The sequence below is a fragment of the Acidobacteriota bacterium genome (assembly GCA_039683095.1).
Classification (GTDB): domain Bacteria; phylum Acidobacteriota; class Aminicenantia; order Aminicenantales; family Saccharicenantaceae; genus RBG-16-66-30.
On the sequence record JBDKSB010000012.1, the window covers coordinates 528,049 to 542,928 of the forward strand.

A 14,880-nucleotide genomic window follows, 5' to 3' on the forward strand; every position below is an offset into this window, starting at 1 on the left:
CCTGGTCGCAGTTCCACGAGGCGGAAGGTCTAATAGCCGGCCGCCTCCTGCCTGGTGACGACGGGCACATATCCGACTTCCATCCCTTTGGGAGGCGTCACAAGGAGGGCCGGATCGAGCGTGACCAGCTTGCCGAAGCGAAGCGGCGCCATGTAATCCCTGTCGATCGACCAGGCCGCGTGGATCTTCTCGACCAAGGCCTGCAGCCTCGCCTTCTTCTCCGCGCTCCAGGCGTATTGCTGGAAGGACGGCTGGTCGACGAAGCGATACCAGTAATAGGTCACGAGCGATCCGTCGGACAGCCGGACCCGGAAGGGACCCCTGGCCGGGCCCGGCGTGCCCCAGGCTCCGCCGGCCGGCGACGTGTACGGCGGCCCTTGCTCGGCCCGCCCGAACTCCTGGCTCTGGAGACGCGTTTCCGCGGGCACGTTCGCGGCGGCGACAACTTCACGCTCCTCGCCGGCATGCCGGAAGTATGCAGGGAAATGGCCCATGGCGCTCTTCGTCCCGTCGAACCATTCGAGCCCCCAGACGTTGCCCTCGAAGATCCTGGTGTCGAAGATCTTTTCGACGCCCCTGATCCTCTTGCCCTCCTGATCGAAGCGGGTCGTCCTGGTCGTCAGGGTAGAGTTCCAGGCGCCTTTCCGATCGAACGCGCCGGAGCAGGCCGGCCCGCCGTCGCGCCAGGCTTTGAAGGCGTCGTAGAGGGCCGCCCTGGAATAGTAAGTCACATCCTGAACGAGCAGGGTCCGGCCTTTCTCGTCGACCGGGAACCGGAGATCAGGCAACTTCGAATAGATGTTGCCCGCGGCGTCCCTCGACTGGAAACAGGGGACGGTATTGATCTCCATGGCCCCGCCGCCCATGATCCCGGGCCGGGAATCGAGCCCCCGGCCGTAGATGAAGGGATAGTTGAACAGCTTGCCGATCTTGCTCCAGGTTTCCGGGATGTAATAGGCTATCGGCCCTTTGAAATTGGCCGCGCTCAGGAAGCACGTCCAGGCCTGATCGCCTGTGGGCGGCTCGCCGGCGACGGGTTCGGTGAACGGCAGAGCCATGTACGAGTAGCCCAGGAACTCGCCGTTGGGATTCCCCTGGAAAGGCAGGGCGTCCGGCGGGATGAGCAGCCGGTTGCTGAGCTGGGCGATTCCCAGCCGCTCGTCCGGCAGGGCCTCATTGTCATAGAAAAAGGACCAGCCCGGCGATCCGACCTCGTAGTCATAGCACTGCGGCGTCGCGTTCATGCTGAACTTGGGCGGGCCGTACCGGAAGTGGTTGCCGGCCCAATACCCGAGCCCGCCTTCGACCGTCTGAAAAACGGATCCGTAGGTCGGCCCGCGGTCGGGCCAATGGTCCCGGGCCAGGGTCCCCACGGGAGCGAGCGGCGTCTCCTTGTCGTCGGAGTTGTCCGGGGTGATCCAGGCGCTCGGCAGGCCGATCTGGAACTGGGCGAGAGGCTCGCCGATGAGGGGCCAGACCGCCGCATAGAAGCCCATGCCCGCGCTGTACTCGGACCGGGCGGGCGGCCGGGTCGCATCGAAGCTGATGTAGCCATGCAAGCCGCTGTCGCTGAGCGCGACCTGGCCCGGCCGGGCTTCCTGCGGGCCGCTCGCCGGGAGGCTCAGCCCGGCCAGCAGGAGGGACAGAAGGGCGGGGATGATGAGGGTCGGCTTTGAGATCTTCATCGTTCTCCTTTTACCGGGGCGAGGCTGCGATAGGCTCGGGCCCAGACACTTAAGAATACAATATTATTAAGATTTCATTATTCCTCTAGATACGTCAAATTGTCAATTTTTTTAATAAATAAACTCCATTTCAAGGGGGCTATAGAGAAACTAATTATTGATTGAATAAGGACCGGGCTCGTGGTACTTTGGTAACCTATGTAATTAATGGAGGACAGATGCGGAAATTCACGATCCTGATCCTGTGCATCCTTCTCGCGGGGACCGCGTACGCGGCGGAGCGGCATCCAGTCGCATACTGGCCGTTCAACCGGGACGGGGCAACCGACGAGATCCGGGGCTTCCATAGATTCGTCGCCGGCGCGAACGGCGACGGCCTCCGTTTCGACGGGCAGACCACGGTCCTGATCCGGGCCGCGGGGAGAGCGCCGCGCCTCGGCGGCGCCTTTTCGGTCGAAGCCTGGGTCGCCCTCCAGACCTATCCCTGGACCTGGTGCGCCGTCGTCAATCAGGAAAAGGCCCGCCAGGCCGGATACTTCTTCGGGATCGATCCGGAGGGGCGGTTCGGGCTTCATGTCGCCGTCGACGGACGCTGGCAGGAATGCCGTTCGGATGCCTGTCTCCCCCTTTACTCCTGGAACCATCTGCTCGGCACGTTCGACCCGGCCGGCGGCCTCAGGCTTTATCTGAATGGGAAGCTCGTCGGCGAGACAGCGACGGCCGGATTGCCGCGGTTCTCCCCCGAAGTCGATGTCTGGATCGGCCGCAACCAAACGTCCCTGGGGCTCAGCGAGGAGGTCCGCGTCGTCGCGCCCGTGGCCTTTTCGTTCGACGGGATCATCGACGAACTCAGGATCTACGACGCCGCCCTCAGCCCGGCCGAGGCCGGGGCCGCGTCGTCACGCCTGAGGCCGTCCGGGCCGCCGCCTCTCCGGCCGCCGGCCCTGCCCGCCGGGCCGAAAGGCCCGGGCCGATTCGGGGCCTATTACACGCGGCTCCGCTACGCCGAGGAATGGGAGAATCCATGGCGTGTCGGTGACGCCGCCGACGTGGTGGTCCGCTTCGACGAGACCCCCAACCGGCTCGTCTTCTGGCGCGGCACAAGCTACATCCCCGCCTGGGTCACGGAGAACGGCATCTGGTACACCAACGAGTTCTACGAAATGCAGACGCCGGAGATGCCGACGAGCACGGAGCCCATGGCCGACAAGCAGGCCCGATACTCGCACGCCCGGATCCTGGAAAGCAGCGAGGCCCGGGTCGTCGTCCTCTGGCGGTACGCCCCCGTCAGCGTCAACTACGACCTTGTCAACGTCGACCCGCTGACGGGGTGGGGGGATTGGGTCGAGGAGACCTACACGGTCTACCCCGACGGCTCCTGCGTCCGCAAGATCAGGGTCTGGTCGTCCAAGCCGCGGGTCGATCCGGCCGAGGGCGGGGCCTGGAATAATTTCCGGCAGTACCATGAGGCCATCATCATCAACCCTCCCGGCACGCGCCCCGAGGACAACATCCGGACCGAGGCCCTGACGCTGGCCAACATGAAAGGCGAGGCCCACACCTACTCCTGGGCCGACGGGCCGCCCGGCGGGAAGGCCGGTTTCGACGCCGAGACGCTGGCCGTGCTCCATCGGATCAGCGACCTGGACACCGGCGGCCATCGCTGGCTGGCCCAGCCGCCTGGCGGCAACATCCTCCGGGTCAACCTGAAGGCCCGATACAGCCCCTATGTCATCGTCGATCCAAGGAATGTGGCCATTGACTGCTACGCCGGAGAGATCATCCGGGAGCGATCGGTCTTCCCGTGGTGGAACCATTGGCCCGTCTCGCAGCAGATCCGCTCGAACGGCCGCTGGGCCCTTGCTCCCGACCGGGTTTCTCACAGCTCCCTGGCCCACATCCAATCCTGGCGGCCCTACGAGGAGACGGCGGACGGCGTGACCATGCTCATGCTGAACGGCCTGACCGATAAGCCGGCCGAAGCCCTCGTCCCTCTGGCCAAGTCCTGGCTGTCGCCGCCCCGCATGGACGTCGACGGCGAGGGGTTCCGCGGCGAAGGATTCGATCCCGCCGAACGGGCCTTCGTCCTGGCCCGGACCGGGCCGGCCGGCCCGGGCCGGATCACGGTCACGCTCAGGGCGTCCGCGGAGTCGCCCGTCGTCAATCCGGTCCTCCGGGTCCGGCGCTGGGACGAGGCCCTCCCCCGCGTCGAGATCGGGGGACAGCCGGCCGCGGCCGGCAAGGACGTCCGGGCCGGCTTGATTCCCGGGCTCGAGGGCGACGACCTGGTCCTCTGGGTCCGGGGCGAATGGACGTCGCCCGTCCGCATCTCGATCGCTCCGGCCGCCGGGACCGGGAAAGCAGCGTCCCGATGAAACGGCGGCTGCTGCTCGCGGGTTGGGCGGCCGGATTGCTGGCGCTGGCCGGACCCCTGACGGCCGCGCTGACCTTCGAGGCCGGCGAATACGCCGCCCGGCGCGCCCGATTCATGGAGAAGATCCCCGACGGCGCGGCCGTCATCCTGGGCGCCTCGACGCCGGCCTCGGACGTCGCCTTCCGGCAAGGCCACGATTTCGCGTATCTTGCCGGGGCCCCCGTCCCGAACGCCTGTCTCATCGTCGACGCTCTCAGGAAGGAGAGCGTCCTGTTCTTCACGATGACGGAAAAGGACGCCGAGGCCGAGGGCATACCGCGTGATTTCGTCCGGGACCCCAAGGCCTTCACGGGGGTCGAGCGGATCCTCCCGGCCGATCAGCTCGGCCCTTTTCTGGCCGGCCTTTGCCAGCGAACAAAGACCCTCTACGCCATGTTCAGGTGCGAGGAGCTCGGCCCCGAGAACTCCAACGAGAAGTTCAACACCCTCCAACGAACGATGACCCTGAACGCCTGGGACGGGCGTCTCACCCGCGAGCTCCAGTTCGTGCGGCAGATCCGCGACCGCTTCCCCCAGGTCGAGGTCAAGGACTGCTCGGCCCTGCTCTGGGAATTGCGCAAGATCAAGTCGGCAGCGGAGATCGGCGTCCTCCGCCGGGCCGCCGCCGCCGGCGTCAAGGCCCACCGGGCCCTGATCCGATCGACACGGCCCGGCGTGCCGGAGAAGTCGCTTGCCGCCGTGTTCGAGTTCGTCTGCGGCCTCGAGGGCGCGGCGGGCCAGGCCTACAGCCCGATCATCATGTCGGGGAAGAACCACGCCTACGGTCACTACCACGCCTACGACCGCGTCCTGAAGGCAGGCGATTTCGTCATCCTCGACGCCGGCCCCGATTGTGCCGATTATCACGTCGACATCTCGACCTCTTTCCCGGCCTCCGGGACGTTCTCGGCCCGCCAAAAAGAGCTCTATGAGATCGCCCTGGCCGTCCATGACGCCTGCCTGGAGAACTACCGCCCGGGGATCTCATTCAAGCAGGTCGGCGAGAAGGTCGCGGCGGCGATCAAGGAGAAGGGCTTGGATGCCTATGCCAAGGATTTCGCCGGGATCGTCCGCTACGGCGGCTACAACCACATGATCGGCCTGGCGACGCATGACGTCACCGGCCGGTTCGCCGGCCCGGACGAGGTCCTGGCGCCGGGGATGGTCTTCGCCTGCGACATCCAGCTGTTCCGCCTGGAAGAGGAGATCGGGATCCGGATCGAGGACACGATCGCCGTCACGGAGAGCGGCTGCGAGAACCTGTCCTCCGGGCTCCCCCGGACGGCCGCCGAGATCGAAGCCCTGATGAAGCAGGACGGGATCCTCCAAACCCTCAGGAAAAAAGCGCTTATCTAAGGAGAGAACGGACATGAGAAGAACGCTCGCGGCCATCGCCGTCGTCATCCTCGCGCTCGTCCAGGCCTTGCCCGGCCAGACGGTCGACTACTCTAAAAAGCCGCTCCAGTCCGAACGCAGCCGGAGCTACGACGCGCTGCACTACCTGGTCAAGATCAGGCTCGACCTCGACCGGAAATCGTTCGCGGGAGCGGCCACCGTCACCGCATCCTCGTTCGTGGAGGGTCTCGAGAGCTGCGTCCTCGATGCCGAGGAGTTCGCCGTTTCTTCGGTCATCGACGAATATGGGGCGCCCCTGAGGTTCGAGCAGTCGGACAAGGAGCTGAAGGTCTTCCTCCCCCGGCCGGCGAAGTTCGGCGAGATCCTGACCTTCACGTGCGCCTACAGCGGCCGGGAGCCGCGGAAAGGTCTCACGTTCGTCGACCAGTCCCCCGACAATCCCCAAATGGTCTGGTCGGACTCCTGGCCCGACAACGTCCACCATTGGTTTCCCTGCTTCGATTATCCGAACGACAAGGCCACCAGCGAGATCGTGGCCACGGTCAGGTCCGGTCTCAAGGCCGCGTCAAACGGCCGGCTCGTCGGCGTCTTCGAGGACGCCGCGGCGGGGACGGTCACCTACCACTGGTCCCAGGAGCTCCCCCACTCGACCTACCTCATCTTCCTGGCCGCCGCGCCCTACGTCGTCGTCCGGGACTCATACCGGAACCTGCCTGTGAACTATTGGGTCTATCCGGGGGACGAGGCCAAGGCCCGCCCGACCTATGGGAGGACATCCGAGATGATCGCCTTCTTCAACAAGACCTTCGATTTCGATTACCCCTGGCAGAAATACGACCAGATCTCGGTTCCCCTCGGCGGCGGCGCCGAGAGCACGTCGGCGACGGCCATGACCTCGCGGATCATGGTCTCGGAGGAGGACGAGCCTGATTTCTCCGCGATCGGCATCGTCTCCCACGAGCTGGCCCACCAGTGGTGGGGCGATCTCATCACCCTCCGCAGCTGGGGCCACGCCTGGCTGAACGAGAGCTTCGGCACGTACTCGGACTACCTGTATTTTCGCCACGCCATGGGCGACGACGAGGCGGCGGTCAACCTCCAGAACAAGCTGGCCGCGTACCTGCGGGAGGCGCACACCCGCTACATCCGCCCGATCGTCTCCGACCGCTATGACAAGCCGGGGGACATGTTCGACTCGCACAGCTATCCAAAGGGCGCCATCGTCCTGCACATGCTCAGGTCGATCCTCGGCGACGAGATCTTTTTCAAGACCCTCAGCCACTTCCTCCACCGCTGCGCTTTCGACTCGGCCGACACCGCCGATTTCATCCGTTCGGTCAAGACGGTCACCGGCCGCAACCTCGACTGGTTCTTCGACCAGTGGCTGTTCAAGCCCGGCCACCCTGTCTTCGATCTCCGGAGCGAATGGGACGCGGCCGGGAAGGTCGTCCGGCTCAAGGTCGCCCAGGTCCAGGACTTCGCCAAGGGCGTGCCCGTCTTCCGCGTCCCTGTCACCGTCAAGGTCGTCACGGCCGGCCAGTCGAAGGTCCACAGGATCTGGATCCAGGAGCGGGAGGAGACCTTTGAATTCCCGGCCGAGACAAAGCCCCTGCTGGTCAGGTTCGACGCGGCGAACGAGCTGATCAAGGAGACGACGTTTCCCAAGGAGACGGCCGAGCTCCTTTACCAGCTCAAGAACGACGACGTCATCGGCCGGATGACCGCCGCCGGGGAGCTGGCGGCCGTCCAGGACCGGGCCGGCGTTGTCGCGGGGCTGTCCTGGAGCGCCCGGAGCGATCCTTTCTGGGCGGTCCGCCGGTCCGCCGTCGAGGCGCTGGCGAAGCGGCCGGCGGCCGATGTCCAGGCCATCTTGAAAACGGCCTGCCGGGACCCGCATTCTTCGGTCCGGGCCGCGGCCGTCCAGGCCCTCGGCGCCGGCAAGGACGGGCGCCTGGCAGCCTTCTACAAGGACCTCTTTCAGAAAGACCGCAGCGTCCTCGTCCGGGCCGAGGCCCTCCGCGCCCTGGGCCTGACCGGCGACGCCTCGCTCGTCCCGTTCCTCCGCTCGTCCGCCGCAATCGCGTCCCATCAGAACATGATCAGGCGAGCAGCCGAAGAGGCCATCAAGCAGCTTGGGAAATAGGGCCGCGGTGGTGGAGGATCGAAGACATCCCTGAGATCGAATTGAAGTGAGCCATGTGAAAAAAGCAAGATCCCTCTTCTTGATCCTGTCCCTGATGCCCTTCGTTGCGTCATGCGCCGGTGAACAACCATCCGGGCGGGAGGCGCGGGCGAAAAGGGAATGGGCGGCGATGAAGGCCCGGCTTTCCAGGGGCTGGAATACCTGGGACACCCGGAGCGTTCTGTCGCATGTCCTGTTGCCCGAGGGGTTCTCGGTCAACCTCCGATTGGTCAACCATCGGACGGGCGATACGCTGAAGGAGGCTTTGCCGGCCAGAGGCGAAGACGGCACGGAGCGGGTCATCCCCGGGCCTCACGCCTGGGACGGTTCCTATACCGAGGTCGTGGTCGAATGGCAGGGCATCCGCATCGGCGTCCGGAGCGCCGCCGTCGGCAACGGGTTCTTCCTGCAGATCATCCCCCACCGGCAATCGCCCGGCGACGCCCTCTTAATGGACCCTCAGATGCTATGGGGCAGGCCGGGGAAGATCATGATAAAGGGCGGGACGATCCGTGCTGACACGCCCTCCGGCCCGACGGAGGTGGCCGTCGCCGCGGGCCAGTACCTGGCGACGGATCAACATCTGGAGTTTTCGTTGGCTGAGCCCATCGCGGTCACGACCGATCGCTCCAAGACGGCGGCGGAGATCGGGGAGATCATCGACAGGGCCGAGGCTCAATGTGCGGAGCGCAAGTCCAAGTACCCCGAGGCGCCCGACGCTTACGAGGCCCTGCGAACGGTGCTGGCCTGGAACACGATCTACGATCCCGGCAACGACCGGGTCATTTCACCGGTCAGCCGCGCCTGGAGCGCCGGCGGTTGGGTCTTGTTCGAGTGGGACACCTATTTCGCGGCTTACATGCTTTCGGTGGACTGCAAAGAACTGGCCTACGCCAACGCGATCGCCATCACCAGCGAGATCACGGATAGGGGATTTGTCCCGAACAACAGCCAGCCGGGGATTAAAAGCCTGGACCGCTCACAGCCTCCGGTGGGCGCTTTTGTGATCAGGGAAATCTACCGAAGATATCCAGACCAATGGTTCCTCGACGAGGTCTTCGACAGCCTGTTGAGCTGGAACCGGTGGTGGGCCGCCAATCGCGAGATCGACGGCTATCTTTCCTATGGCTCCGATCCTTATGATCATGGAAAGACCTCTGCCCCTCCGGACCGAGGCATCGGGAACCTCAAGGGGGCCAAGTGGGAGTCGGGGTTGGATAACTCCCCGATGTACGACGAGGCCGTCTACGACCGGGTCTCCCGTCAGATGCTGCTGGCCGATGTCGGCCTCATCAGCCTCTACGTCAACGACTGCCGGAGCCTGTCCGAGATCGCCGCGGTCCTGGGAAGAACGGAGGCGGTCCGGGAGCTGGATGAGCGGGCCGCGGAGTACTCCAGGATGCTTGGAACGCTCTGGGATGCGGGAGCCGGCCTTTATTTGAACAGGGACCTCCTGACGGGAGAATCCAGCCGACGGCTTTCGCCGACTCTTTTCTACCCCCTGCTGGCCAAGGTTCCGGATCAGGAACAGGCCGAGAGGATGATCAAAGAGCATTTTTACAACCCTCGGGAATTCTGGGGCGAATTCATCATGCCTTCCATCGCCCGGGACGACCCGGCTTTCAAGGACAATCACTATTGGAGAGGGAGGATCTGGGCGCCGATGAACTTCTTGGTTTACCTGGGGCTCAGGAACTACGAACTGCCCGAGGCCCGGAAAGACCTGGCCGAGAGGTCTGAAACGCTCCTTTTAAGATCCTGGCTCGGCGAACGCCATGTTTATGAAAACTACAATGCCGAAACCGGGCGGGGAGACGACGCCGGGAGCTGGAGCGACGAATTCTACCATTGGGGAGCCCTGCTGGGTTTCATCCGCCTTATGGACAAAGGGTATGTGCCGTCTCCAGAGCTTCCGCTTCAAGCTCAGCCCAAAGAGCCCTGAGCGGCGGGCCAGCCGAGGGCCGTGGCGTAGAGGACGTTGCCCTTGGTCGTGAAGCGGAGGGCCTTGTAGCGGAGGTCGCCGCGGGGCGGCGCCGGCGGCGCAGGACAGGCGCAGGGTCAAAGCTCCGATCGGACGTCGGTCAGTCACGTCGTTTCTTCTTTCGCTCGGCCTCGGCGGGCCCGCCCGCCTCGCCGAAGATGTCCGGCTCGTATTTCTTCAAGAGCGCCGTCGCAAGTCCCAGCGGATCACCGCCCGGAGCGGCCGGATAGATCTCCCGGCCCCGCGACCAGGCCTGCTCCCAGGAGCACGTCTCCCGGACGTAGTTGGCCCGCTCGAAGGGACGGCCGCTCCGGAGACAGCTTTCCAGGGCTTCGAGGAAAGCCTTCCACCGGGGGAGGTCATAGCCCCTGAACAGCCCGGACCACTGCTTCTGGGCGTAGCCGTTGAGGTCGTCGAACATTCCTTCCGTGCATTGAGGCCCCCAGAGCGTGATGAGGTTGCGGGCGTTCCATTCGAGGAGCCGGCTTTCGGCCTCGTCGGCCGCCCAACGCTTCGCGTCGGCGAGCCATCGCCCGAGCAGGAACTCCTCCCGCGTGCCGAGGAGTGCGTCGAGGTCCTCGATCAGCCCCAGCAGCCTCCGGCCCGCGGCCCGCAGTCCGCCGAGATCGCCTCTCCTGTAGGCGCCGTCGACGTTCTTGACGAGGGAGTTCGATACATTGCTGAGGACCTGGCGGGTCAGGTTCACCGCGTCCAGGCGGTAGGTATCGACGTTCCCGAGCCGGCCAGCGAGCGACAGGAACTTGCGACAGGCTCCGGCGAGGGCCCGCGGGTCATAGGGAACGGTCGGTTCGCTCCGGTAGGCCCGTTTCGGATCGTAGAGGCCGGGACGGTCGCGGACGAGGGAGCCGCTCTGGACGGGCGTCTTGTAGACCGTGTCGAGGAGCGCGTCCCAGACTTCGGCGATCGCGGGGTCCTCGCTGCCGTAGCGGCGACGGGCGAAATCCCGGATCCAGGGACCGAGCGGGGGGACTTCCGGCCGCCAGACCATGTCCATGATGAGCTCCTGGACGACGGGATTGTCGCCGAAGCCTTCCATCATCATGCCGATGCCGGCGAACCGGCCCCGCTCGGGGCTCCCGATCGCGGCGGCGAGGTTGGCGGCCATCTTCGGGAGATCGCCGTTGAGGCTGGTTTTGCCTCCGAAATTGTGGACGACGTTCCAGATCCACGGCTTCCCGTAAAAAGCCTGGAACTTGTCCCAGATGGGGTGCTGGTCGCCGAACAGGTCCAGGACGATCATCCGGTCGTCCGGGACCGCGCCGAGGAAGGCCCGGCTTCTGGCCTCGGTCCAGAACTTGGCCGGCGAGTAGTAGAGGAACCAGCCCTGGAGGACCCAAACGGCCCGGGGGTCGGCCTCGGCCATCGCTCCGTAGATCGCGGCGCTGACGCTCCGGAGGAAGTTCGGATCGCCCGACGGCGGATCCATCTCGTTGAAGGTGTCGGCGGCGTAGAGGTGGTCCGTGCCGAAGAGGGCCGTCTGTTTCTCGATGAAGAGCCGGCCGATCCGGCGGAACAGGGAGTCCGTGGGATCGAGGAAGTACGTCCCGGAGAATCCCGCCGACCAGTCGCCCGTCCTCCTGATGCGAGCGCCCGGGTAACGGTTCTGCAGCGCCGGCGGGACATGTCCCGTGAATCCCTGGAGCACGGGCGCCATGCCCAGCTCCCGTTCCCGGGCCAGGATCTTCCGCTCGAGCTCCGCATGGCTCCGGATCCAGGACTCGGGCAGCGGCCCGCCCAGGCCGTCGATATTCCCCATCCAGCCCCAGGGCAGATAGGCGGGGCCGACCAGGAAGTCGCCGATCTCGCCGGCGTCGAAACCGAGATCTCTCAGGACCTCGACCCAGACGGCTTCCTGGCCGGTCACGGCCAGCGGCATGTTGATGCCGTTCAGAGCGAGCCAGTCGATCAGGCGCTCCCAGCGGGGCCAATCCCACCAGGCCATCGTGTAGGAAAAGGTGCAGTAGTTGAAGAAGTAGCGGTCCTTGTAGGGCGTCCGTATGCGGACCTTCTCGCGGATCGGAGGCAGGGGGGTCGGAACGGCGAGCTGGTCGCCGGCCACGGAAACGAGGCACCGGCACACGTTCTTGAGGTACCAGTTCAGGCCCGAGGCCATGGCCACGCCGTTGGAGCCCCGGACGACGATCCGGCCGCCCCGGCTCTCGACCTCGAAGACATCTCGGCCGTCCTGGGGAGCGATCTCCTCGAAGACGAAGCTCTCCGCGTGGTCCGGCAGGAGGCGCCCGGCCAGGGCACGGGCGGCCGCCTCGGCCGGCGTGCGCGGCTCCGGCGGCGCTTGATCGGGAGCGCAGGCCGCCCCAAGAACCGCGAGGACGAGGACGAGCCAGAGCGCTCTGTTCACGGTGGTCATCTCCCCCTCCTCGCGCCGGCGGCGCCGGGAGCGGCGCGGCGCAGGGTCACGGGGCCGAGCAGGCCGGACGGGATGAGGTCTCGCTGCTTCAGGGCCATGTTGGTCCGGGCGAACGGTCTTTGGCCCGGCTCAAGTAAGTCGCCCACGAGACGATTGTTCCAAAGGTTTGTGACCTTGACCTCAAGGATGTTCCGGCCCGCCCGCAGAGCGCCCGTGATATCCGTCTGAAAAGGCTCCTTCCAAAGGATGCCGAGGTTCCGGCCGTTGAGGGTCACCTCGGCGACTTCCCGCAGAGAGCCGAGGTCGAGAACCAGGCTCCGGCCCCCGCCGAGGAGCGCCTCGTCGACCTCGAATTCCGCGGTATAGGCCGCCGTCCCGGAGAAATACCGGATGCCGGGATCCTGCGATCCGGTCCAGCTGCCCAGGTCCTTCCAGAGGACGGCCGCCGGCGCGCCCCAGCCCGGCGGGAAGCGGAGCGTCCAGGGGCCGCTGACGGTGACCACCGCCCGGTCCTCGGGTTCCGGGGGCTCGGGAGCGAGGAAGGCCGCCTTCGTTGGCGTCTCACGGAAGACGACGAACACGGAGCCGTACGCCGGCAGCTCCAGCGTCAGACGGCAGCCGCCTTCAATCCGGGCGTACGACCGGCACGGGACGATCCTTCCTGTGTCGGGACGCCAGAACTCGGGCGTCCGGCCCTCCCCCGCCCGGAAGACGGCCTCGAAGGCCTCCCCGGCCTTGGCGCTGTTGGAGACGAAGTAGATGTCGTCGCGAGCGGTGGCGCGATGGATGAAGTCGATGTGCTGATCGGCGTTGGGGACGCCGAGCGGCCGGAAGTCGGGCCCGAGCCCCTTCCGGCTCAGGAGATCGTTCAGTGGGATGCCCCAGACGATCCGGCCTTTCCCGTAGGCGCGCTCCTTGACCGCGGCGCCGTCGCAGGCCCCCCATATCTTGTCGGCCAGGGCCTTGACCTCCCCGTCGCACGCCGGATATCCGGCCAGGCCGGGGGCCCGGGCGGGCTTCCGGCCGACGACCGTCGCCCCCGCCTTGGCCAGCTCGCCGATCTTCGTCAGGACGGCGAGGGGCATGTCGTCGCGGTCCGGAAGGACCAGGAGGGCATAGCTCAGACCGTCGGGCAGCACGATCCGTCCGCCCGAGACCCGTATCCTCTCCAGGATCGCTTCGGAGTTGATGTAGTCGTAATCATACCCTTTGTCCAGCGAGGAGGTCTGGATCGGCCGGGGCTGGCCGCAGTGCGGGCAAGCCGTGTCCGGATAGATGGGCTGGATGTCGGGATCGATCCGCCGCGAGGGCACGAGGTTCGGCGCCTGGTCGCCGTAATAGAAGGCGACGTCGGCTACGAACAAACCCTGCTGGAGGAGGTAGTCGCACCGGGCCATGTACTCGATGAGCGGCCCGGCCTGGTCCCACCAGGTGGCGTTGACGTTGAAATGCTCGCCGGCGTGATAGACGAAGCCCGGCCGGCCCGCGGCCGGCGGATTGTGGGTGAAGGTGTGGAACGTGGGATGATTCAGCCCGGCGCAAAGGGCGATGTCGAACCGTCGCTTGTATTCCGCCGGCCCCTCCTGCCAGTTCCGCCAACCCGTCAAGGCCTCGGCGTCGACGATGGGCCGGCCATAGATGTGGGCGGCGCTGGCGGCCTCCTTGACCACCCAGAACCGCTGGTGGTTCCAGAACTCCCCCATCGGGATGTCGGCCGAGCCAAGCGCTTTCAAGGCGTCCACGCGGGCCGAGCCGCCGTGCCCCGCTTCGGCCAGGAGGCGGACGCCGGACTTGGCCAGCACGTCGCGGACCGTGCGGAAATGGTTCTCGATGATCAGGTCGCTGACGGTCTTGCGGTAATCGTAGAGGAAGCGCCCGGCCAGCCCGGCGTCCAGGGCGGCCGGGTCGAACAGCGCGGGCAGGTAGGGCACGGGATCGTAGCCGTGCCGGGCCCGGAAAGCGTCGATGAAGTCGTCCGTCCAATCGACCGCTTCCCGGACCTCATAGCTGTCGAGCATGAAGGTCTTCAGCGCGCCGAGGCTTTTCCGGACGCTCAAGAGCCGGTCGAGGATATAGGTCATGTCGACCGTGGCGGCCTCGCGGCTCAAGTGGTCGATGATCAGGCCGTTGGAGTTCGGGCTCGGGCATTCGAGGGTCTGCCCGGTATTGCCGGCGACGATGCGCATGATCCGCGACGGGCCGGGCGGGGCCTCCCAGTCCAGGCGGCCCTGGGGGTCCATGCGCTCCGAGATATCGATGGCGGCGCCGCCCGCCGGGACCGCCAGGACCGCGACGTCCCGCCAATAGGCGGTCGCGCCGTCCGGGAGAGGGACCGTCGTCCGCACGCGGCCCGGTCCCCGGACCTCGACCTGGCGGCAGAGCAGCTGCCGGCTGGCGTTCTCGGGCTTGATCCACGCGCCGCCCGCGTTCCAGCTGCTCGAGGCGAACAGGCCGAGCTCGAGGCCGAGGCGATCCGCCTGGTCGATGGCGTGGGAAATGCTGGCCACGGACTCCGGTCCGAGGAAGGCGGGCCCGGCCGGAATGATCTTGTTCGGGTCGGCCAGGCTGCCCACGTCCCAGATGATGGCCCCGCCGAAGCCCTTGGCCTTCAGCTCCTCCAGTTCGCGGGTCAGCTCGTTGCGGTCGACGAAGCCGTTGAGCCACGGCCAGAGGACGCCCGGCCGGGCCGCGAGGGGAGGATCCAAGAAGAGGCGCTCGGAAATCGCGCCGCCGTCAGGGCCCGGCCGGGACCCGATCGACGCCCCCGGCCCGCAGGCCCCGATTGCCAGGATGGCCGCGCCGAGGACCATGGGGGGGATCTTCCGTGATGGGCTCATCTTCAATCTCCTCGTCTCTCCATCCGTATCCGCCGGA

Annotated in this window: 7 protein-coding genes; 4 read left to right on the forward strand and 3 right to left on the reverse strand. The window is 66.2% G+C overall.

Annotated elements, in window-relative coordinates; genetic code table 11:
- Window positions 1–29: 29 nt before the first annotated feature.
- Window positions 30–1,685, reverse strand: coding sequence for a hypothetical protein (locus ABFD52_10215; GenBank protein MEN6561136.1), 1,656 nt, complete (start codon window positions 1,683–1,685; stop codon window positions 30–32).
- Between the two features lie 218 nt (window positions 1,686–1,903).
- On the opposite strand from ABFD52_10215, the gene ABFD52_10220 reads away from it, so the two are divergent.
- The 4 genes from ABFD52_10220 (at window position 1,904) to ABFD52_10235 (ending at window position 9,578) form a co-directional block, all read left to right on the forward strand.
- Entirely contained in the window at window positions 1,904–4,060 is a 2,157-nt protein-coding gene (locus tag ABFD52_10220) for a LamG domain-containing protein (GenBank protein ID MEN6561137.1), read from the forward strand.
- Window positions 4,057–5,454, forward strand: a complete 1,398-nt coding sequence (locus ABFD52_10225; GenBank protein ID MEN6561138.1) for a Xaa-Pro peptidase family protein — start codon at window positions 4,057–4,059, stop codon at window positions 5,452–5,454. Before ABFD52_10220 ends, ABFD52_10225 begins: the two co-directional genes overlap by 4 nt.
- Window positions 5,455–5,467: 13 nt before the next feature.
- Complete coding sequence (locus ABFD52_10230) at window positions 5,468–7,597, forward strand: M1 family metallopeptidase (GenBank protein MEN6561139.1); 2,130 nt, start codon at window positions 5,468–5,470, stop codon at window positions 7,595–7,597.
- 169 nt (window positions 7,598–7,766) lie between these two features.
- Window positions 7,767–9,578: a trehalase family glycosidase gene (locus tag ABFD52_10235; protein ID MEN6561140.1), complete on the forward strand. Its 1,812-nt coding sequence runs from the start codon at window positions 7,767–7,769 to the stop codon at window positions 9,576–9,578.
- Window positions 9,579–9,717: 139 nt separating this feature from the next.
- Here ABFD52_10235 and ABFD52_10240 read toward each other — a convergent pair whose 3' ends face one another.
- Window positions 9,718–12,006, reverse strand: a complete 2,289-nt coding sequence (locus ABFD52_10240) for an alpha-N-acetylglucosaminidase (protein MEN6561141.1) — start codon at window positions 12,004–12,006, stop codon at window positions 9,718–9,720.
- On the reverse strand, window positions 12,003–14,843 hold the full coding sequence (locus tag ABFD52_10245) for a glycosyl hydrolase (protein ID MEN6561142.1): 2,841 nt from the start codon (window positions 14,841–14,843) through the stop codon (window positions 12,003–12,005). Before ABFD52_10245 ends, ABFD52_10240 begins: the two co-directional genes overlap by 4 nt.
- Window positions 14,844–14,880: the final 37 nt, after the last annotated feature.